The 19,425-nt window shown below is 66.3% G+C and carries 25 protein-coding genes; 13 read left to right on the forward strand and 12 right to left on the reverse strand.

Translation table 11 applies throughout. The features are described from left to right. Window positions 1-17 precede the first annotated feature (17 nt). The 6 genes from ACODTA_RS08560 to ACODTA_RS08585 all read right to left on the reverse strand — a co-directional run bounded on the left by ACODTA_RS08560 (window position 18) and on the right by ACODTA_RS08585 (window position 4,849). The gene (locus ACODTA_RS08560; RefSeq protein WP_489065481.1) at window positions 18-1,961 is read right to left on the reverse strand and encodes an amidohydrolase; all 1,944 of its coding nucleotides are present in this window, start codon (window positions 1,959-1,961) and stop codon (window positions 18-20) included. Further along, complete coding sequence (locus ACODTA_RS08565; RefSeq protein WP_489065482.1) at window positions 1,958-2,203, reverse strand: DUF1427 family protein; 246 nt, start codon at window positions 2,201-2,203, stop codon at window positions 1,958-1,960. The genes ACODTA_RS08560 and ACODTA_RS08565 overlap by 4 nt, the downstream gene beginning before the upstream one ends. 84 nt (window positions 2,204-2,287) lie before the next feature. After that, window positions 2,288-3,115, reverse strand: a complete 828-nt coding sequence (locus ACODTA_RS08570) for an alpha/beta fold hydrolase (protein WP_489065483.1) — start codon at window positions 3,113-3,115, stop codon at window positions 2,288-2,290. A 65-nt stretch (window positions 3,116-3,180) separates the two neighbouring features. Beyond that, on the reverse strand, window positions 3,181-3,843 hold the full coding sequence (locus ACODTA_RS08575; protein WP_489065484.1) for an isochorismatase family protein: 663 nt from the start codon (window positions 3,841-3,843) through the stop codon (window positions 3,181-3,183). Window positions 3,844-4,019: 176 nt separating this feature from the next. After that, a complete protein-coding gene (locus ACODTA_RS08580) occupies window positions 4,020-4,499 on the reverse strand; it encodes an SRPBCC family protein (RefSeq protein ID WP_489065485.1) in 480 nt (159 codons plus the stop codon). Then, a complete protein-coding gene (locus tag ACODTA_RS08585; RefSeq protein ID WP_489065486.1) occupies window positions 4,496-4,849 on the reverse strand; it encodes an ArsR/SmtB family transcription factor in 354 nt (117 codons plus the stop codon). Before ACODTA_RS08585 ends, ACODTA_RS08580 begins: the two co-directional genes overlap by 4 nt. Window positions 4,850-5,025: 176 nt before the next feature. On the opposite strand from ACODTA_RS08585, the gene ACODTA_RS08590 reads away from it, so the two are divergent. The 5 genes from ACODTA_RS08590 to ACODTA_RS08610 are packed head-to-tail and all read left to right on the forward strand — an operon-like array spanning window position 5,026 to window position 7,492. Then, complete coding sequence (locus tag ACODTA_RS08590) at window positions 5,026-5,418, forward strand: RidA family protein (RefSeq protein WP_222990769.1); 393 nt, start codon at window positions 5,026-5,028, stop codon at window positions 5,416-5,418. Next, window positions 5,415-5,828 carry a GNAT family acetyltransferase gene (locus ACODTA_RS08595; RefSeq protein ID WP_489065487.1) on the forward strand — a complete coding sequence of 138 codons (414 nt, stop codon included), beginning with the start codon at window positions 5,415-5,417 and terminating at the stop codon, window positions 5,826-5,828. The genes ACODTA_RS08590 and ACODTA_RS08595 overlap by 4 nt, the downstream gene beginning before the upstream one ends. Beyond that, window positions 5,825-6,058, forward strand: coding sequence for a hypothetical protein (locus ACODTA_RS08600; RefSeq protein ID WP_489065488.1), 234 nt, complete (start codon window positions 5,825-5,827; stop codon window positions 6,056-6,058). Before ACODTA_RS08595 ends, ACODTA_RS08600 begins: the two co-directional genes overlap by 4 nt. 15 nt (window positions 6,059-6,073) lie before the next feature. Further along, window positions 6,074-6,412 carry an ArsC family reductase gene (locus ACODTA_RS08605; protein ID WP_489066189.1) on the forward strand — a complete coding sequence of 113 codons (339 nt, stop codon included), beginning with the start codon at window positions 6,074-6,076 and terminating at the stop codon, window positions 6,410-6,412. 42 nt (window positions 6,413-6,454) lie between these two features. Beyond that, the gene (locus ACODTA_RS08610; protein WP_489065489.1) at window positions 6,455-7,492 is read left to right on the forward strand and encodes a glycerophosphodiester phosphodiesterase; all 1,038 of its coding nucleotides are present in this window, start codon (window positions 6,455-6,457) and stop codon (window positions 7,490-7,492) included. Between the two features lie 46 nt (window positions 7,493-7,538). Here ACODTA_RS08610 and ACODTA_RS08615 read toward each other — a convergent pair whose 3' ends face one another. Next, a complete protein-coding gene (locus ACODTA_RS08615) occupies window positions 7,539-7,751 on the reverse strand; it encodes a helix-turn-helix transcriptional regulator (RefSeq protein WP_489065490.1) in 213 nt (70 codons plus the stop codon). Then, complete coding sequence (locus tag ACODTA_RS08620; protein WP_489065491.1) at window positions 7,751-8,173, reverse strand: DUF2178 domain-containing protein; 423 nt, start codon at window positions 8,171-8,173, stop codon at window positions 7,751-7,753. The genes ACODTA_RS08615 and ACODTA_RS08620 overlap by 1 nt, the downstream gene beginning before the upstream one ends. Before the next feature lie 125 nt (window positions 8,174-8,298). Between ACODTA_RS08620 and panB the strand changes: the two genes are divergently transcribed. The 7 genes from panB to ACODTA_RS08655 all read left to right on the forward strand — a co-directional run bounded on the left by panB (window position 8,299) and on the right by ACODTA_RS08655 (window position 14,598). Further along, complete coding sequence (gene panB, locus ACODTA_RS08625) at window positions 8,299-9,159, forward strand: 3-methyl-2-oxobutanoate hydroxymethyltransferase (RefSeq protein ID WP_489065492.1); 861 nt, start codon at window positions 8,299-8,301, stop codon at window positions 9,157-9,159. 81 nt (window positions 9,160-9,240) lie between these two features. After that, entirely contained in the window at window positions 9,241-9,939 is a 699-nt protein-coding gene (locus tag ACODTA_RS08630) for a tetratricopeptide repeat protein (RefSeq protein WP_489065493.1), read from the forward strand. Beyond that, complete coding sequence (locus tag ACODTA_RS08635; RefSeq protein WP_489065494.1) at window positions 9,939-11,309, forward strand: outer membrane protein assembly factor BamB family protein; 1,371 nt, start codon at window positions 9,939-9,941, stop codon at window positions 11,307-11,309. Before ACODTA_RS08630 ends, ACODTA_RS08635 begins: the two co-directional genes overlap by 1 nt. A 65-nt stretch (window positions 11,310-11,374) precedes the next feature. Further along, complete coding sequence (der, locus tag ACODTA_RS08640; RefSeq protein ID WP_489065495.1) at window positions 11,375-12,730, forward strand: ribosome biogenesis GTPase Der; 1,356 nt, start codon at window positions 11,375-11,377, stop codon at window positions 12,728-12,730. A gap of 108 nt (window positions 12,731-12,838) precedes the next feature. Next, complete coding sequence (locus tag ACODTA_RS08645) at window positions 12,839-13,273, forward strand: Hpt domain-containing protein (protein WP_489065496.1); 435 nt, start codon at window positions 12,839-12,841, stop codon at window positions 13,271-13,273. Between the two features lie 70 nt (window positions 13,274-13,343). Next, on the forward strand, window positions 13,344-13,784 hold the full coding sequence (locus ACODTA_RS08650) for a GNAT family N-acetyltransferase (RefSeq protein WP_489065498.1): 441 nt from the start codon (window positions 13,344-13,346) through the stop codon (window positions 13,782-13,784). Window position 13,785: 1 nt separating this feature from the next. Continuing rightward, on the forward strand, window positions 13,786-14,598 hold the full coding sequence (locus ACODTA_RS08655; protein WP_489065499.1) for an alpha/beta hydrolase: 813 nt from the start codon (window positions 13,786-13,788) through the stop codon (window positions 14,596-14,598). A gap of 133 nt (window positions 14,599-14,731) precedes the next feature. On the opposite strand, the gene bfr is transcribed toward ACODTA_RS08655, so the two are convergent. The 3 genes from bfr to ACODTA_RS08670 all read right to left on the reverse strand — a co-directional run bounded on the left by bfr (window position 14,732) and on the right by ACODTA_RS08670 (window position 16,828). Next, on the reverse strand, window positions 14,732-15,211 hold the full coding sequence (gene bfr / locus ACODTA_RS08660; RefSeq protein WP_489065500.1) for a bacterioferritin: 480 nt from the start codon (window positions 15,209-15,211) through the stop codon (window positions 14,732-14,734). Window positions 15,212-15,311: 100 nt separating this feature from the next. Further along, window positions 15,312-15,485, reverse strand: a complete 174-nt coding sequence (locus ACODTA_RS08665) for a (2Fe-2S)-binding protein (RefSeq protein ID WP_222990757.1) — start codon at window positions 15,483-15,485, stop codon at window positions 15,312-15,314. 92 nt (window positions 15,486-15,577) lie between these two features. Then, complete coding sequence (locus tag ACODTA_RS08670; protein ID WP_489065501.1) at window positions 15,578-16,828, reverse strand: DUF418 domain-containing protein; 1,251 nt, start codon at window positions 16,826-16,828, stop codon at window positions 15,578-15,580. A 74-nt stretch (window positions 16,829-16,902) separates the two neighbouring features. On the opposite strand from ACODTA_RS08670, the gene fdhD reads away from it, so the two are divergent. Next, complete coding sequence (fdhD, locus tag ACODTA_RS08675) at window positions 16,903-17,670, forward strand: formate dehydrogenase accessory sulfurtransferase FdhD (RefSeq protein ID WP_489065502.1); 768 nt, start codon at window positions 16,903-16,905, stop codon at window positions 17,668-17,670. Between the two features lie 164 nt (window positions 17,671-17,834). Here fdhD and ACODTA_RS08680 read toward each other — a convergent pair whose 3' ends face one another. Further along, window positions 17,835-19,361 (reverse strand): lipopolysaccharide biosynthesis protein, encoded by a 1,527-nt coding sequence (locus tag ACODTA_RS08680; RefSeq protein WP_489065503.1) that lies wholly within the window; start codon window positions 19,359-19,361, stop codon window positions 17,835-17,837. Between the last annotated feature and the right edge of the window lie 64 nt (window positions 19,362-19,425).

Here is a 19,425-nt window from a genome sequence, read left to right on the forward strand (position 1 = left end):
TCTCCCGCCAATCCCGCTCAGACCGCCCAGCAGCCGCAGCCCAGCGTGCCCCAGAAGCTCTGGACGTCGGCGGCGGGCACGGCGGCGCCCAGCGCCGCCGCATGGTCATGGCCATGGACCTGGCAGGCCGAATGGCAGGCGCAGGCCGATGCCAGCTTTTGCGCGGCTTCGGGCTTGCGCCAATAGCCGCCGAAGGTCGCGACCGGCGACCAGTCCGGCATGGGGCGCGGGGCGGGCGGGGCGAGATCGGCGAAATCACCTTCGCCATGCACCACCTTGCCGCCGAGCATCGTCAGCACCGCGCGCAGGCCGGTGATCTCGTCCTCCGGCACCGCGAAATAATCGTCCGAAAGCAGCGCGAGGTCGGCGAGCTCGCCGGTCTTGATCCGGCCCTTCTTGCCCTGTTCGTTGGAGAACCAGGTGTTGGCCTCCGTCCACAGCCGCAGCGCGGTTTCGCGATCGAGCCGATTGGCCTGCGGATAGAGCCGCAGCCCGCCCACGGTTTTCGACGTCACCAGCCAGGACAGGGAGACCCAGGGATTGTAGCTTGCAACGCGCGTCGCGTCGGTGCCGGCCCCCACTGGAAGGCCCGCCGCCATCATCCGCTTGATCGGCGGGGTGCGTTCGGCCGCCCTGGCGCCATAGCGCTCGACGAAATATTCGCCCTGATAAGCCATGCGATGCTGCACGGCGATGCCGCCGCCCAGCGCCGCGATCCGATCGATATTGCGGTCGCTGATCGTCTCGGCATGATCGAAGAACCAGTTGAGACCCTGTAACGGGATGTCGCGGTTCACCTTCTCGAACACGTCGAGCGCGCGGCCGATGGTCTGGTCATAGGTCGCGTGCAGCCGCCACGGCCAGCGGCGTTCGGCGAGCAGGCGGATCACCGGTTCCAGGTCGCTTTCCATGTTCGGCGGCATGTCTGGCCGGGCGACGCGGAAATCCTCGAAATCGGCGGCCGAATAGACCAGCATCTCGCCCGCGCCATTGTGGCGATAGCTGTCGTCGCCGTCGCCGGGCTTCACCTGGGTGGACCAGCTCGCGAAGTCCTTCAGCTCCTCCTTCGGCTTCTGCGTGAACAGGTTATAGGCGATGCGCAGCGTCAGTTCGCCGTCGCGGTGCAGCGTCTCGATGATCTCGTAATCGTCGGGATAATTCTGGAAACCGCCGCCCGCGTCGATGACGCTGGTGACGCCGAGCGAATTGAGCTCGCGCATGAAATGGCGGGTCGAATTGAGCTGATATTCCGGCGGCAGCTTCGGCCCCTTTGCGAGCGTCGCATAAAGGATGGTGGCGTTGGGCTGGGCGAGCAGCAGGCCGGTCGGGTTGCCCGCCGCGTCGCGGACGATCTCGCCGCCCGGCGGATTGGGCGTGTCCCTGGTGTAGCCCACCGCGCGCAGCGCCGCCGCGTTGAGCAGGGCGCGATCGTAAAGGTGCAGGATGAACACCGGCGTGTCCGGGGCGGCGGCGTTGATCTCCTCGATCGTCGGCAGCCGCTTCTCGGCGAACTGATGCTCGGTGAAGCCGCCGACGACGCGCACCCATTGCGGCGGCGGCGTGTTCTCCGCCTGGCGCTTCAGCATCGCCATCGCGTCTGACAGGCTGGGAACGCCGTCCCAGCGCAGTTCCATATTATAGTTGAGCCCGCCGCGGATGACATGGATGTGGCTGTCGATCAGGCCGGGGATCAGCCGGCGGCCCCTGGCGTCGATCACCGTCGCCCCCGCGCCGGCGGCGGCGCGCGCCTCCGCTTCGGATCCGACCGCGACGAACACGCCGTCGCGGATCGCGACCGCTTCCGCCTGGGGGTTCTCACGGTCGAGCGTCGTCACCTTGGCGTTGGTCAGGACAAGAGCGGTCGAGGGCATTGCGGGTCTCCCCATGGAGGCGATGGCGGGTGAGGCGAGGATCGTGCCGGCGGCGCCGGCGAGCGTCTGGCGGCGGGTGAGGCGCGTCATGCCCGGTCTTCCGGGCGGGGCGCCACACCCAGCACCTGCTCGGCGCAATCGGCGCGGACATAGGCGAGCACGTCCTGGCCGCGCAGCACCCGCTTGGCGACGGGCAGCACCTGTTCGCCAAGCAGGATGCCGAGCAGGCCGATCAGCGCGATCGTCGGCGGGGCGGGGGAACGGACGTTGAGCAGGCTGTAGACGATGCCGACCAGCAGCCCGGCGCCCAGCGAAAGCAGATAGGGTTTCATCGGTCCGTTCTCACTTCATCCCAGGGGGAGGCCATGATTCACGCGTCGGGCCGATTTCGGTCCGAAGCGAACATGGCCTGTCCGTCAGTTGCGCGCGAAGGCGAGGAGGTCGGCGTTCAGCCGGTCCTGGTGGGTGGCGGTCAGCCCGTGCGGCGCGCCCTCGTAGATCTTGAGCGTCGCATTCGGCACGATCTTCGCGGAAAGCAGGCCGGCATTGCCGATCGGCACGATCTGGTCGTCATCGCCATGGATCACCAGTGTCGGCACGTCGATGCTGCGCAGATCCTCGGTATAATCGACCTCGGAAAATTCGCGGACGCACAGATACTGGCCCAGGATCGATCCTGCCATGCCCTGCGCCCAGAAGGACTGGCGCAGGCCTTCATTGGGTTCGACGCCGTCGCGGTTGAAGCCGAAAAAGGCGGTGGGCAGATCGAGATAGAATTGCGAACGATTGTCGAGCACCGCCTTGCGGATGCCGTCGAATACCTCGATCGGCAGGCCGCCGGGATAGGCCTCGCTCTTCGCCATGGTCGGCGGAACCGCGCCGACCAGCACCATCTTCGCGACGCGCGCGGTGCCATGTCGGCCGACATAATGGCTGATCTCTCCACCACCCGTCGAATGGCCGACAAGGATGGCGTTCTTCAGGTCCAGCGCTTCGATCACGGCGGCGAGGTCGTCGGCGTAGCTGTCCATGTCGTTGCCGGTCGCCGGCTGGTCAGATCGGCCATGACCGCGACGGTCATGGGCGACGACGCGATAGCCCTGCTGGAGCATGAAGAGCATCTGCCCGTCCCATGCATCGGCGCTGAGCGGCCAGCCATGGGAGAAGACGACGGGCTGGGCGTCCTTGCTGCCCCAGTCCTTGTAGAAGAGGCGGGTACCGTCGTTGGTGGTCACGAAGCTCATGGCGGAATCCTTTCGATTTGATGCGATCGATGGACAGGCCGGGCGGGCGCCCGGCCCGTGATGGGTCAGGCGTGGCCGCCCTCGGACGCGCCGAACATGGTCTTGGCATAGGTGACGCCCAGGCCATAGGCGCCGCCCCATCGCTTCGCGACGCCGGTCGTGAAATCGTAGGTTTCGGCGCGCGCCCAGTCGCGCTGCAGTTCGAGCAGATATTGCAGCGCGGTCAGCGGCTTGGCGCCGAGCTGGATCATACGCTGCACCGCGCGTTCATGCGCTTCCTCGGAAATGTCGCCGCAGGCGTCGGCGATGAAATAGACGTCGAAACCCTGGTCGATCGCGGACGCGACGGGGCCGACGATGCAGACCGACGTCCACAGGCCCGCGAACACCAGCCGCTCCTTGCCGATCCGGTTGACCGCGTCGATCACCGCGGCGTCCTCCCAGGTGTTCATCGATGTGCGGTCGAGCAGCGCCTGGCCCGGAAAGGCGTCCGTGATCTCGTCGAACATCGGGCCGGAAAAGCTTTTCTCGGCAACGGTGGTCAGGATGGTGGGCACCGCGAAGCCGGCGGCGGCGTTGGCGACCAGCGCGGCGTTGTTGCGCAGCAGCGTTGGATCGATCGACTTGGTGGCGAAGGCCATCTGCGACTGGAAATCGATCAGGACCAGCGCATGATCGGTCGGGGAAAGCAGGCTCTTGCCTGGGGTCGGCGTCGCGGTGAGGGGCATCGTGAAATCTCCATTCCTTGGCTTGCTCCGGCCAGCAGCGCTGCCGTGAGGCCGGTGATATGGAGAATCGCTTCGACGAAATACTGGGATAAGTTCCGATATTATGTTCGATTTTTTAGAAAAGTTGCCCGCCGCATGGATGTGCGGCGGGCGCTCAAACCCCGCTGATAGCGCGGTCAGTTGGCCTTGATATAGGCGACCATCTGGTCGACCACCGTGCCCCAGCCGTCGTGGAAGCCCATTTGCTCATGGGTTTCCCGGCCGGCCTCGTCGGCATGGACCGCGATCGCGGTGTAGCGCGTGCCCGTCGCGGTGGGCTCCAGCAGCAGGCCGGCGGTGAAGAAGGGCTTGGGCGCCGGGCGGAAACCGGGCAGCAGCGCGTCGGTGAAGATCAGCCGCTGATTGGGCACGATCTCCAGATAGCAGCCGAGATTGGGAAACTCGTCACCCTCGGGCGAGCGCATCACGGTGCGGAAGGTGCCGCCGACGCGCAGGTCGATCTCGCATTCGGTGACCGTCCAGGGCTTGGGCACGAACCAGTTCTTGAGATGGTCGGGCGTGGTCCATGCCTTCCACACCAGTTCGACGGGCACGTCGATCTCGCGTTCGAGCACCAGGTCGAGCTTGGGGTCGGGCGTTCCAAGGGGTGATGTCATTCGGGCGTCTCCTCTTTCATTTGCAACAGATAGGCATCGAGCCGGTCGAGCCGTCGTTCCCAGAGCGTGCGCTGCTTCCCCAGCCAGTCCTCGGCGAGCTTCAACTGCTCGGGCGCGAGGCTGTAGGTTCGCACCCGCCCGGCCTTGCGCGAACGCACCAGTCCGCTCTTCTCCAACACCTTCAGATGCTCGACAAAGCTTGGCAGCGCCATGCGATAGGGGGCGGCAAGCTCGCTCACCGAGGCTGGCCGCGCGCTCAGCCGTTCCAGCACATGGCGCCGCGTCGGATCGGACAGCGCCTTGAAGATGCCGTCGATCACCGGTGCGGTCTGGCTGGCTGGCATCATCATGCGATCCTCGCTGCGACTCGATGAGCGAGGCTTAGTCCATCTCCAATACTTAGGTCAAATCCTAAGTATTGGAGATGGACTCGATGAGTGCCCTGTCATCAGCGCTGTCATCAGCCCTTGCGGACGGACGAGGGAGGCCTATTCCGGCCGCATCCAGAATCGCAGGAGTGATGCCCATGAGCCGTCGTCTGATTTCGAGCGGATCGCCCTTCGAGGCGACGATCGGCTATTCGCGTGCGGTGGTGCAGGGCGATTTCTGCTTCGTGGCGGGCTGCACCGGCTATGATCCGGATACGCGGATCATGCCCGACGACGCGGCGGAACAGGCGCGCAACGCGTTTCGCGTGATCGCCGCCACGCTGGACGAGGCGGGTTTCGCGATGGCCGATGTGGTGCGCGCCACCTATTACGTCACCGATATCGCCTGGTGGCACGCGATCGTGCCCGTGCTCGCCGAAACCTTCGGCGAGATCCGCCCGGCGGCGACCGGGCTGATCGTCTCCGGCTTCGTCGCGCCCGAGATGAAGGTGGAGATCGAGGTGACGGCGATGCGGGCGAGCGCCGGGTGATCGCGCCGCTCGGGCGCGATGCGATCCCCGCGCTCGCGGCGTTGTGGGAGGCATGCGGGCTGACGCGCCCCTGGAACGATCCGGCAACGGACGCGCGGACCGCGATCGAGGGGCCGTCCTCGGCGATTCTCGGGCTATGGGATGGCGATGCGCTGGCCGGATCGGTGATGGTCGGTTTCGACGGCCATCGCGGATGGGTCTATTATCTCGCGGTCGCGCCCGATCGGCGCCGCTCCGGGCTTGGCCGTAGCCTGATGCGCGCGGCGGAGGCGTGGCTCGAAGCGCGGGGCTGTCCCGCCATCCGCCTGATGGTGCGCGACGACAATGTTCAGGCGCTCGGTTTCTACGCCGCCATCGGCTATGAGGTGCAGCAAGTGGCGACGATCGGCAGGAGGCTCGACGGCAAGTGAAGACCCGGTACCGCGTGATCCACCAGCGCAAGTCGGTGATCGAGGCGATCTTCAGCGGCCGCACCTGGACCGATTGGTATATCGCCCAGCACCGCCGCTGGTATGGCTGGGAGAAGCTGGGCATCTTCCAGAGCGTGCAGGAGGCGGAGGGGGCGTGCGAACAGCATGCCGGCGGACGGCTGCTGCGCGGCGGCGGGCGGATCGTTTCGGAATTCGGCGAACGGGAGTGACGCGTGACCATCACAATGTACGGCATCAAGAATTGCGACACGATCAAGAAGGCGCGAACGTGGCTTGAGGGCCATGGCGTCGCTTATGATTTCCACGACTACAAGGCGCTGGGCGCGGATGCGGCGAAGCTCGGCGGCTGGGTGGCCGAACATGGCTGGGAAACCATCCTCAATCGCGCCGGCACCACCTTCCGCGCGCTGCCGGATGCGGACAAGCAGGGAATCGACGCCGAAAAGGCGGTGGCGCTGATGCTGGCCAATCCGTCGATGATCAAGCGGCCGGTGCTCGACCTCGGCGGCGAGACGATCGTCGGCTTCAAGCCGGAACGCTATGAAGCCGCCATCAAGGCGTAACCAAGCCGGGCCAGGGAGGACGCTCCTGATGCGGAGGGTTTCATGCGCTGGTCCGTTCTCCTGTCCCTGGCGTCGCTGGCGATGACCGCGCCCGCGCTCGCCAGCCCTATCGTGATCGCGCATCGCGGCGCCAGCGGCGAGCGGCCCGAACATACGATTGCCTCCTACACGCTCGCGATCGAGCAGGGGGCGGATTTCATCGAGCCCGATCTGGTGATGACGAAGGATGGGGTGCTCGTCGCGCGCCACGAGAACGAGATATCGGGCACCACCGATGTCGCCGATCATCCCGAATTCGCGGCGCGCAAGGCGAAGAAGACGATCGACGGCCAGTCGGTGAGCGGCTGGTTCACCGAGGATTTCACGCTCGCCGAACTGAAGACGCTGCGCGCGAAGGAAAGGCTGCCGATGCTGCGGCCGGGCAACGCGGCCTATGACGGCAGGTTCGATATCCCGACCTTTCAGGAGATCATCGATCTCGCCCGCGCGAAGGAGAAGGAGACCGGCCGCCGGATCGGGCTCTATCCCGAAACCAAGCATCCCAGCTATTTCCGGTCGATCGGCCTCGCCCTCGAGGAACCGCTGGCCGCGTTGCTGGCGAAGAACGGCTACACGACGAAGGACGATCCGGTCTTCATCCAGTCGTTCGAGCTGGAGAATCTCAAGACGCTGCGCGGGCTGACCGGATTGCGGCTGATCTTCCTGATGGATGCCGGCGGCGGCCCGGCCGACGGGGCGGGCAGGACCTATGCCGCGCTGGCGACGCCCGCCGGGCTCGCCGAGGTGGCGCGAACCGCTGACGGGATCGGCCCTTCCAAGGAGATGATCGTGCCGCGCACGATGCTCGGGCGATCGGGCGAGCCGACCGATCTGGTCAGGGACGCGCATGCGGCGGGGCTCAAGGTCCATGTCTGGACCTTCCGCGCGGAGAATTATTTCCTGCCGCTGGAATTGCGCAAGGGCGTGGACCCGCGCAAGCCGGGCGACCTCACCGCTGAAATCCGGCAGTTCGCGGCGCTCGGCGTCGATGGCTTGTTCAGCGATTTTCCGGGCATCGCGGTCGCCGCGCTGAAGCGCTGAGCCGGCCAGTCCCCCTCCCGCTAGCGGGAGGGGAGAAACGGCTTCCTCACGCCTCCCAGCCGAACACCTCGTCCAGCGGCTTGCCGAATATGTCGGCGATGCGGAACGCGGTTTCCAGCGACGGGGAATATTTGCCCTGCTCGATCGCGGCGATCGTCTGCCGCGTCACGCCGACGCGTTCGCCGAGTTCGGCCTGCGTCATCTCCCCGGCCAGGAAGCGCAGGGTGCGGATGGTGTTGGTGATGCGTTTCCCCGCCATCACCAGCCCCGCCGATAGCCCCGGATCTCGAGCGCGCACCGCACCAGTTCGGCGATGACGATCGCGGCGAGCACGGCATTGACCAGCACCGCCTGCCCCAGCCCGAGGATCAGCGTGCCCAGCGCCAGGAACAGGGCGGGGATCAGCACGGCATAGGCGATCGAAGATGCCCGACGGGCGATCTCGCGATCGCGTTCGTCGCTCGGCCGCTCCGCGTCGCGAACGTTGCTCAGCGCCACCAGGATGCTGCCGATCGTCATGCCGATGGTGAGGATGATCACCACCGCGATGAACAGCCCCGCGCTCGCCGGGCCGATCAGCCAGGGCTGATTCCCCAGCCGCCCGATCATGAGGAAATACGGGCCGAAGGCGAGCGCCAGCCCGCCGAGCGTCAGCCAGGCGATCTTTTCGCGAAACGTCATCCGACAGTCCTTGAATGTTCGATTCGATAGTCATGATGTTAGATATTTATAACATGGAGTCAAGAATATCGGACTCATGCAAGGCTTCGCTGGCGATGCGCTTCACAGATGGCTAGAGGGGCGCGATGTCCACGACCTATCAGCTCGACACCTCCACCAGCCGCGCGCATCCCACGCCGGCGCCGATGAAGCGCATGACCGTGCCGCAGATCCAGGCGCGCAAGGGCAAGGATCCGGTGGTGATGCTGACCGCCTATACCGCGCGCATGGCGCAGATCCTCGATCATCACTGCGACATGCTGCTGGTCGGCGACAGCCTGGGCCAGGTGATCTATGGCCTGCCGTCCACGCTGGGCGTGACGCTGGACATGATGTGCGCGCATGGCGCCGCGGTCGTGCGGGGCAGCTATCATTCGGTGGTGGTGATCGACATGCCGTTCGGCAGCTATGAGGCGAGCCCCGAACAGGCGTTCGTCTCCGCCGCCCGGATCATGTCGGAAACCGGCGCCGCGGCGGTGAAGCTGGAGGGCGGGGAGGCGATGGCGCCGACCGTCGCTTTCCTCACCGCGCGGGGCATTCCCGTCGTCGGCCATATCGGCCTCACGCCACAGGCGGTGAACGCGCTCGGCGGCTATGGCGCGCGCGGCCGCACCAATGCCGAACATGCCAAGATCATCGCCGACGCGCGCGCGATCGCCGATGCCGGCGCCTTTTCGATGGTGGTGGAGGGCGTGATCGAGCCGCTGGCCAAGGCGGTGACGGCGGAAGTCTCCTGCCCCGTGATCGGCATCGGCGCGTCCGCCGAGTGCGACGGCCAGGTGCTGGTGATCGACGACATGCTCGGCATGTTCGAACGCACCGCCCGTTTCGTGAAGCGTTATGACGATCTTGCCGGCCGGATCGACGCGGCCGCCGGCCGCTATGCGGAGGAGGTGCGCGCGCGCAGCTTCCCGGGGCCGGAACAGACCTATCAGCCCAAGCCCTGAGGGCGCTTCCCCTTTGGCGGAAAGCGAACTAGGTTCCGCCGAGTTTTTGCCAGACCATCCAGATTGAAAGCGGAGTCCCACGTGGCATCCACCCCCCCGAATGTTGAAGCCTTCAAGCGCGAAGTCGACGAGGAGTTGCGCCGCGAGCAGATCGCGACCGTCTGGCAGCGCTGGGGGCGCTGGATGCTCGTCGGCCTGATCGTCGCGCTCGGCGCGTTCGGCGGCTGGCTGTGGTGGAACCATGAGCGTACCAAGGAAGCCGAGGCCGATGGCGAGGCGGTGACGAAGATCTTCACCGACATGTCCGAGGGGCGCGGCCAGGATGCGGAAAAGGCGCTCAAGCCCTTCACCGAGAGCGATATCGAGGGATATCGCGCCGCCGCGAAGCTGACGACCGCCAGCCTCCGCCTCACCGCCAATGATTCCAAGGGCGCGATCGCGGGTTACAAGGCGGTGGCCGAGGATGCGAGCCTGGCCAAGCCCTATCGCGATCTGGCGCTGATCCGCTGGACCGCCGCCGAATATGACACGATGAAGCCGCAGGATGTGGTGGCGCGCCTCAAGCCGCTGGCCGTGAAGGGCAATCCCTGGTTCGGCAGCGCGGGCGAAATGGTCGCCATCGCCTATATCAATCTCAACAAGCCCGAGCTCGCGGGTCCGCTCTTCGGAGAGATCGCGCGCGACGAGGGCGTGCCCGAAACCATCCGTCAACGCGCGGTTCAGATGGCGGGGCTATTGGGTGTGGACGCGGTCGCTCAGCCGGACGGAGAGAAGAAATAATGAAGCTTTTGCGGAGTGTTGTGCTGGCGGGTTCGCTGGCGGCGCTTTTGGGCGGGTGCGGCGTGTTCAAGGGCGGCGACAACAAGCCGAAGACCCCCACGATCGGAAAGCGCATCCCCGTGCTGACATCGGAAAGCGGTGTCGAGGTCGATCCGTCGATCGCCGACGTCGCCGTGGTGCTGCCGCCGGCGACCACGAACGCCGAATGGAGCCAGCCGGGCGGCAACGCGTCCAAATCGATGGGTCATCTGGCGCTGGGCGCCAGCATCAGCCAGGTGTGGAGCGCCGAGATCGCGGGCGCGAGCAAATATGAGCGGCTGGGATCGGCGCCGATCGTGGCGGGCGGCAAGCTGTTCGTTGTCGATACGCGCGCGAAGCTGACCGCCTATGACGCCGCGACGGGCGCCAAGGCGTGGGAAGCGCAGATCGGCGATCCCAAGGATGTCGCGGGCGGCCTGAGCTTCTGGAGCGGCGAGATGACCGGCAATTCCGGTTCGCTGTTCGGCGGCGGCGCCAGCTATGACGACGGCAAGGTCTTCGCCACCAACGGCATCGGCGACATCGTCGCCTTCAATGCGCAGACCGGCGAGCAGATCTGGAAGAAGCGCCCCGGCGGCCCGCTGCGCGGCGCCCCCGGCGTCGGCAACGGCAATGTCTATGCGATGAGCCAGGACAACCAGATCTTCGCGCTGCGCACCAGCGACGGCAACCAGGAATGGTCGCGCTCCGGCACGCTCGAAAGCGCGGGCATCTTCGGCATCGCCACGCCCGCCGTGGCGCAGGGAACCGTGATCTCCGGCTATTCGTCGGGCGAGCTTTCGGCCTATCGCTATGAGAATGGCCAGGAAGTCTGGCAGGACGCGCTGGCGCGCACCAGCATCTCGACGGCGGTCGCGACCTTGAGCGACGTCGACGCCGATCCGGTGATCGATCAGGGCCGCGTGTTCGCCGTGGGCCTTGGCGGGCGCATGGTCTCGCTGGAACTCGTCACCGGCCAGCGTTTGTGGGAACTCAACGTCGCCGGCATCGCCACCCCCTGGGTGGTGGGCGAATGGCTGTTCGTCGTCACCGACGAGGCGAAGCTGCTCTGCGTCTCGCGCATCAACGGCAAGGTCCGCTGGAGCAGCCAGCTTCCGCGCTATCGCGACGAGAAGGACAAGAAGGGGCCGATGTTCTGGCAGGGGCCGGTGCTGGCCGGCGATCGCCTGGTGCTCACCAGCACCAATGGCGACCTGCTCTACGCCTCGCCGTCCGACGGCAGCGTGCAGAGCCGCGTCGAATTGGGCCGGCCGGTCTATCTGCCGCCGGTCGTCGCCGGGGGCATGCTCTATATCCTCGACAATAGCGGCCGAATCACCGCCTGGAAGTGAGATCATGCCCCTCCCCGTGCAAGGGAGGGGTTTAGTCTCGGCGCATTAGCGCCTATCGCGCTCCGATGCCCAAGCATCTTCCCACTGTCGCCATTGTCGGGCGGCCCAATGTCGGCAAGTCGACGCTCTTCAACCGGCTGGTCGGCAAGAAGCTCGCGCTGGTCGATGATCGCCCCGGCGTGACCCGTGACCGGCGCGAAGGCGACGCGCGGTTGTTCGACCTCGAATTTCGCATCGTCGACACCGCCGGGTTCGAGGATGAGGATCCCCAGTCGCTGCCCGGCCGGATGCGCGCGCAGACCGAGGCGGCGGTGGCCGACGCGGATGTCGCGCTGTTCATGGTCGATTCGCGCGCCGGCATCGTGCCGCTCGACGCGGAGATCGGCCGCTGGCTGCGCGCCGGCAACACGCCCGTCGTCCTCGCCGCGAACAAGGCGGAGGGGCGCGCGGGCAATGATGGCGTGCTCGAAGCGCTGGAGCTTGGCTTTGGCGACGCGGTCGAACTGAGCGCCGAACATGGCGAGGGCATGGTCGAGCTGTTCGAGGCGCTGATGCCCTATGTCGACGCCGCGGTCGCCGCGGCGGCCGAGGATGATGACGAGGACGTCGAGGACGGCCCGCTCAAGCTGGCCGTGGTCGGTCGCCCCAATGCCGGCAAGTCGACGATGATCAACCGCATCCTGGGCGAGGATCGGCTGATCACCGGCCCGGAAGCGGGGATCACGCGCGATTCGATCGCGATCGACCTGAAATGGAACGATCGCCCGCTGCGGCTGATCGACACGGCCGGCATGCGCAAGCGCGCCAAGGTGCAGGACAAGCTGGAGAAGCTGTCGGTGGCGGACGCGTTGCGCGCGGTCGATTTCGCCGAGGTGGTCGTGCTGCTGCTCGATGCCACGCTGGGGCTGGAGGCGCAGGACCTGAAGATCGCCGATCGCGTGCTGGAGGAAGGGCGCGCATTGGTGATCGCGCTCAACAAATGGGATGTGGCGGAAAATCCAAGCAGCCTGTTCCAGGGCGTGCGCAAGGCGCTGGACGAGGGATTGGCGCAAGCGCGCGGCGTGCCGCTGATCGCGGTGTCCGGCGCGACGGGCAAGGGGCTCGATCAGTTGATCCAGGCGGCCTTCGAAACGCGCGACGCATGGAGCAAGCGCGTTTCGACCGGACAGCTCAACCGTTGGTTCGAACGCGCGGTGGAAGCCAATCCGCCGCCGGCGCCCGGCGGCAAGCGTATCAAGCTGCGCTACATCACCCAGGCGAAGACGCGCCCGCCCGGCTTCATCCTGTTCGGCACCCGCGTCGACCAGCTTCCCGAAAGCTATCGCCGCTATCTGGTCAACGGCATCCGCAAGGAGCTTGGTTTCGGTGCGGTACCGGTACGATTGACGTTGCGCGCGCCCAAGAATCCGTTCGATAAATAGGCGTCGAAATTTCGGGGGGGCGGGGCGAGTCGTCAATGACCTGTTTACCGCCGTGCCGCTAAGTTCGGCCGGCGGGGTTGGGAGCCGGTTTCGCAGGAGCATGCACGAGTGACCGAGGCTGAGGAATATCTGGTCGATTGGCCAGCTTTCTTCGCGACCCGCCAGGAGCTGGGCGCGGACTTCATTCGCATCCTCGGCTATTTCCGCGAGGACGGCACGAAGTCCGTCGCGGCGATCGAAACCGCCATGCGCGCGCGCGACGCGGTCGGGCTGGTGCTGCCCGCCCATACGCTGAAGGGAGAGGCACGCCAGTTCGGCGCCGAACCGCTGTCCGACATCGCGGAGGCGATCGAGACGATCGCGCGTCGCTGCGTCGAAACCCACGAAGACCCCGGCGAAGTGATCGAGCATGTCGTGAAGCTTCGTCCGATGTTCGAGGCGACGCTCACGGCCTTCGAACGCGAATGCAACCCGCTGGTGGAGCGCAAGCCGGGCTTCGGCCGCAAGGTGGAAGCGAACAACCAGGGTTTCGGGCGGATCTGATCCTGACCCGTCGGCGCCGTTGACCGGCGCCCGCATTGTCCCCGGCCGATCCGTCGCATATCCGGCGGAAATGGCCACCACATTGCAACGTCTCGAATCGCTGACCGCCGAAGATGGCGCGAGGATCGCCGCGCCCCTGCTCGAATTCAACGAACGGGCCGGGCCGCCGATGAAGACGGAGCCCGTCGCGATCGCGCTCGATCATGACGGCGCACGGGTCGAAGGCGGGCTGTGGGGAGAGATCGTCTATGATTGGCTGCATGTGGAGATCGTCGCCGTGCCGGATCGGCTGCGCGGCGCGGGTGTCGGGAAAGGCCTGATGCGCGAGGCGGAGCGGATCGCGCTGGCGGCGGGATGTCGCGGCATATGGCTCGATACCTTCTCGTTCCAGGCCCGGCATTTCTACGAGAGCCTGGGCTATGCCGTGGTCGGCATGATCCCCGACCACCCCCGGAACGGCTGCCGGTATTTCATGAGCAAGACCTTGACCGGCGGATCGGCGGGCGCGTGACATGTGGCTGAAACTGGCGAGCGTCCTGGCGGTGCCGGTCATGCTCTACTGCGCGGTCGTCGCTTATGTCTTCTTCGCGCAGACGGGCATGATCTTTCCGGCGGGCAATGTGCCGCCATCGCCCGCCATGCCGCCATCGGCCGAACGGCTGGAGGTCGCCGGCGGGGGTGGGGCGAGGTTGATCGGCACATATCTGCCGCCGCGAGAGCCCGGTTCGAAACGATTCGTGATGCTGGGTTTCGGCGGCAATGGCTGGAATGCCGATGCGGCCGCGCTCAAGCTGCGCGATCTCTATCCGGAGGCGGATATCGTCGCCTTCCATTATCGCGGCTATGCGCCGAGCACCGGGGCGCCCGGTGCCGACGCGCTGATCGCGGATGCACGCATCATCCATGATCAGGTCCGCGCGCGTTTTCCGGGGCTTCCGATCGTCGCCGCCGGATTCAGCATCGGCAGCGGCGTCGCGGTATCGCTGGCGGCGTCGCGCCCGCTCGACGGGCTGATCCTCGTCACGCCCTTCGATTCGCTCGCGAATGTCGCGGCCGGTCATTTTCCCTGGCTGCCGGTGAGGCCGTTGCTGCGCCACCGGATGGAGCCGGCGACGGAAATCCGCGCGGTCCGCGCACCCGTCGCGCTGGTCGTGGGTGGCGGCGATACGCTGATCCCGCCCGCCCATGCCGAGGCCCTGCGCCGCGCCGTGCCCGATCTCGTGCTGGCGGAAACGCTGCCGGGCGCCGGGCACAACGATATCTACGATAATATCCGCTTCCGCGCGGTCATGCGCGATGCGCTGGCGCGGATATTGGCGCGCTGACGCCTGGCGGGTTGCCGGTTCATTTCTTGTCATTCCCGCGAACGCGGGAATCCAGCCTCTTCTTCCTGATACTTCACGGAAAAGCTGGATTCCCGCGTTCGCGGGGAATGACAGTGAGTGATTTTCGTAGGCCTCAGTCCTCGGCGGGCTTGGACTGGAGCTGGATGTAGTTTTCCAGGCCCATGCGCTTGATCATGTCGAACTGCTTCTCGAGCATGTCGACATGCTCTTCCTCGCTTTCGAGGATGTCGGTGAGCAGGTCGCGGCTGACATAGTCGCGCACCGTCTCGCAATGGGCGATGCCGTCCTTGAGCAGGGGGATCGCCTCATTCTCGAGCGCGAGATCCGACTGCAGGATCTCCTCGACGGTCTCACCGATCTTGAGCCGGCCGAGAAGCTGGAAATTGGGCAGTCCGTCGAGGAACAGGATGCGCTCGGCCAGCTTGTCGGCATGCTTCATCTCGTCGATCGACTCATGGCGCTCGAAATGCGCCAGGCGGCTGATGCCCCAATTGTCGAGCAGCCGGTAATGCAGCCAATACTGGTTGACCGCGGTCAGCTCGTTCTTGAGCGCCTCGTTCAGATATTCGATGACTTTGGTATCGCCCTTCACGGCAAAGCTCCTTGGTAAGCACGGGCGCGTTTATACCCGGCTCAGGGGCCGAAGTCAGGCAAAAAATGGCGGATTTCCGCGGTTTTTCAATGCGCTACTGTTAGACAGTCGCAAGCTCGGCCTTGATAATGCTTTGCGCAAACGGCACGCATTGGCCGCAACGGGTGCGTCGGCCAAGCGCGGCATAGGCGCTGCACGCGTTGTTGGCGCCACCGTTTCGCACGGTCTCGCGCAGTTCCTTCTCACGGATCGCATTGCAGATGCAGACGACCAAGGCGAATCCCTCCGGCTAATGCGAATCGAGATAGGGCTAATGATAATAGATCGCAATATAGAAAGTGATGCGCGCGGACGCCGGCGTGCGAATCAGCCCCGGCGCATCGCCTGCCATTCGCGGCGCGCCAGGGAGCGCCACAGCCATTCGAACGGCCCATAGGTGAAACGATCGAGCCATGGTTTCGACCAGAGCAGCATCGCCGCCCAGCCGCCGAGCACCGCCAGATAGATGCCGGCGCGCGAAACCTGTCCGTACAGCCCCAGTCCATAGCCGTAGAAGATCGCCGTCATGACGATGCTGGTGCCGAGATAGTTGGTGAAGGCCGCGCGGCCGGTCGCGGCGATGCGCGCCACCGCGCCGCTGTCGCGGAAGCGCTGGATCAGCCAGACGGCGAAGGCGGCGTGCCCCAGCGTCAGGATGATGCGGAACGGCGTCGACCAGACGATGACGGCGTTGAAGGTGGTGACGGTGTCGAACCCGCTCGACCGGCACCACCATCCCAGCGCGATCATCGCGGGCAGGCCGACCAGATAGCAGCGCAGCGCCATCGCCGCGTAGCGCGCGGGCGCCCATTCACCGGTCAGGAAGCCGTTCCGATAGAGCGACATGCCGAGCATCATCAACCCGATGGTCTCGAAACCGTAGAGCATCATCATCATCAGCGGCCCGAACAGGCCCGTCGGACCGGTTCGATAGGCGAGGATGTCGGCATAGCCGCCGGCATAGGCCTGGATCTCCTGCGTGATCGCCCAGCTTCCCGGCTGGCCGAGCGCGACCAGCGTTTCCTGGAAGGACTGGATGGTCGCCGCGCTGGCGCCGGGGGCGCCGGCGGTCGCCTTCATATGGATGAAGGAGAGCGCGAAGATCGCCCAGACCAGGAAATTGATGGTGATCGTCAGCACCGCGCCCCGGCGCAGCCAGCGGGCGTCATTATGGTGGAAGGCGTAGATGACCATCCCGCACACGGCGTAGAGGATCAGGATGTCGCCGCTCCAGATCAGGTAATAATGGATCAGGCCGAACAGCAGCAGCCAGATCATGCGGCTGTAGTGCACCTTGATCGAACTGTGCTGCCGCGCCTCCGCCCGGTCGATCACCAGCAGCGTGCTGGCGCCGAACAACAGCGTGAACAGGCCGCGCATCTTGCCGTCGACCAGCACGAAATTGACCGTCCAGATGCCAAGGTCGAGCGGGCCATCCCCGCCCCAGGCCAGTGGATTGATATAGGCCTGGGACGGCATCGCGAACATCACGATGTTCATGAGCAATATGCCCATCACCGCGATGCCGCGCATGGCGTCGAGCGTCAGGTGGCGCACGGCGCCGTTGGTCTCGGTCATGCGCGCATCTTTGCCGCGCTTGTTCGCCATCGGCAACGCCTTGCCGATATCCGCGCTTTGCGCGACGGTGGGGCATGAGCGACGCGCGCAGCTTCACCCGGATCGGTGCCGATGGCACGCAGGCGCCGATCGAACGGCCGGTGGCGGACGAGCGGCCGCTGGCGATCGAGTTCAACGGTATCGGCTATGCCGTGATGATGGCGACGCCCGCCGATCTCGACGATTTCGCCCATGGCTTCGCGTCCTCGGAACGGCTGATCGACGCGGCCGGCGACATTCTCGACATATCGTGGCATCCGGCCGAGCGCGGCACCATCCTGCGCGTCCAGCTCGTTCCCGAACGCGCGGAGCGGGTGATCGAGCGCGTGCGGCACCGCGTCTCCGAATCGTCGTGCGGCCTGTGCGGAATCGAGAATCTGGAACAGGCGCTGCGCCCCTTGCCCAAAGTGGGGGGCGTGCCGCCCGCGCCCGATGCAGTGTTTGCGGCGCTGGCGGCGCTCGACGGGCATCAGGTGCTCAATCGTGCGACGGGCGCGGTCCATGGCGCCGCGCTGTGCGCCGCCGATGGCGCGATCCGGCTGGTGCGCGAGGATGTCGGCCGCCACAACGCCTTCGACAAGCTGATCGGCGCGATGCAGCGCGGCGGCCTGGGCTGGGATGGCGGCTTCGCCCTGCTCACCGCGCGCTGCTCCTACGAACTGGTCGAAAAGGCGGTGCTGGCGGGGTGCCCGGCGCTCGCCACCATCTCCGCGCCGACGGGCCTGGCGCTCGAACGCGCGCGTGAAGCCGGGCTGGCGCTGATCGGCCTCGCGCGGCGCGACAGTTATCTGCTGGCGGGATGAGTGGGCATGGGATGACGCGGCCGCCATCACGTTGATCCGCTAAGATCCCCGTTCGGGCTGAGCCTGTCGAAGCCCTGTCCTTTTTCGGCGCGGCGGTAAAAGAAAGGGCAGGACTTCGACAGGCTCAGTCCGAACGGATTCTGACAGGCGATCCGGCCCGGATCCTAGACCAGCCGCAATGCCCGCCCGGTTCCGCCCAGCGTCGCGCGGTCGGCATGGGGCAGGGCGAAGCGGCACGACAGCCAGATCGATGCCAGCATGATCACCGAAACGGCGACGATATCGGCGCCATCAGGCAGGAAACGTGCGGCCATGAAGGCGCAGGCGAGGCCCGGCAGCGAAAACAGCACCGATCGGACGGCGACGCGGAGGAACGGCCGCTCGAACGGATGGATCGCGTCGTAGCGATGGAGCTGGATCAGCGGCATCACCGCCGCGACGATGAAGCCCAGGCTCACCGCGATCGCCATGCCGGTCAGCCCGAAGCGCGCGAGCAGGGGCGCGGCGACGATCGCGGCGGCGGCGAGCCCGGTCGCGCTGGCGACAAGCTGCGCGCGATAGCCGCCGATCACCTGCTGCACGGGCACGGCGGCGCCGAACACCGCCTCCGCCATGCGTGCCAGCACCAGCACGATCAGCGCCGCGTGCGCGGCATCGGCGCCACGCCCGAACAGGCCCAGTATCGCCTCGCCGCCGGCCGCCATCACCAGCCCCAATGGCACGACCAGCGCAAAGGCCATCCGAGTCGCGAAGGCATAGAGCGGCTGCACCTCCGCCTTGCCGCCGCGTGACGCCGCGGAGGCGAGCGGGGCGAGCACATAGGCGAAGGCGGTGCGGACGAGCTGGACGATGCTCGAGACCTTGCGCGCGATCGTGTAGAGCGCCGCGCTCGTCGCGCCCGCCGCGCCGGGCAGGATCGCGTTGAGCAGGATCGGCGGCGCATCGCCGAACAGCCGCGCGACCATGTTGGCGGGCAAGGCCGCCAGCCCCGCGCGCAATGTTGCGCCTGCCATTGATCCACCGCGCGGTAAGCGGAAGAACAGGCGAAGATCATAATAGCGCGACAGCAGCCGGACGCTGAGCAGGCAGGTGATCGCCAGCGAGATCAGGTGCGCGACGAACAGCGACAGGATCGTCGGATTGACGATCCAGAAGCCGGCGGCCAGCGCCAGCCGGATCGCCTGTTCCCAGAACAGGCGCAGCCGGATCTCCGCGCCGAACACGCGACGCGCGCGCAGGCCCGATGTCGCGATCTCGACAAAGGCCCAGAGCGGCAAGGCCCAGGCGAAGATGCGGATCGCCTCCGCCACGCGCCCGGCGTCTCCGGCGGCGACGTTGAGCAATGGCGCGATATGCGCCGCGCCCAGCGACGCGGCGGCGGCGATGATCAGGCAGGGCAGCACGCCGATCGCGAGCGCCGCGCGCAGCGCCGCCACCGCCTCTCCCTCATCCTTCGCCTGCGGCACGACCCGTTGCAGGGAAGATGTCATGCCGAGATCGGCGATATTCTCGATCAGGTTCACCGCGGCCCACAGCACCGCGTAAAGGCCGAAGCTCGCCAGCCCGAACAGCCAGACATAGACGGGCTGCGCGACGACATCGATCACCCCGCCCAGCCGCGCGAGCAGCGTCGTGCCAAGGCCCCTGGCGACGTCTCGGCTGGTGATCGTTTCGGGTGCGTCGCCGCTCATCGCGCCGGTTGCTCACCATTTACCCGGACTTGTCAACGCACCTATTCTCTATTAAATAGATTGA

Source organism: Sphingomonas sp. FG14, from assembly GCF_057809675.1.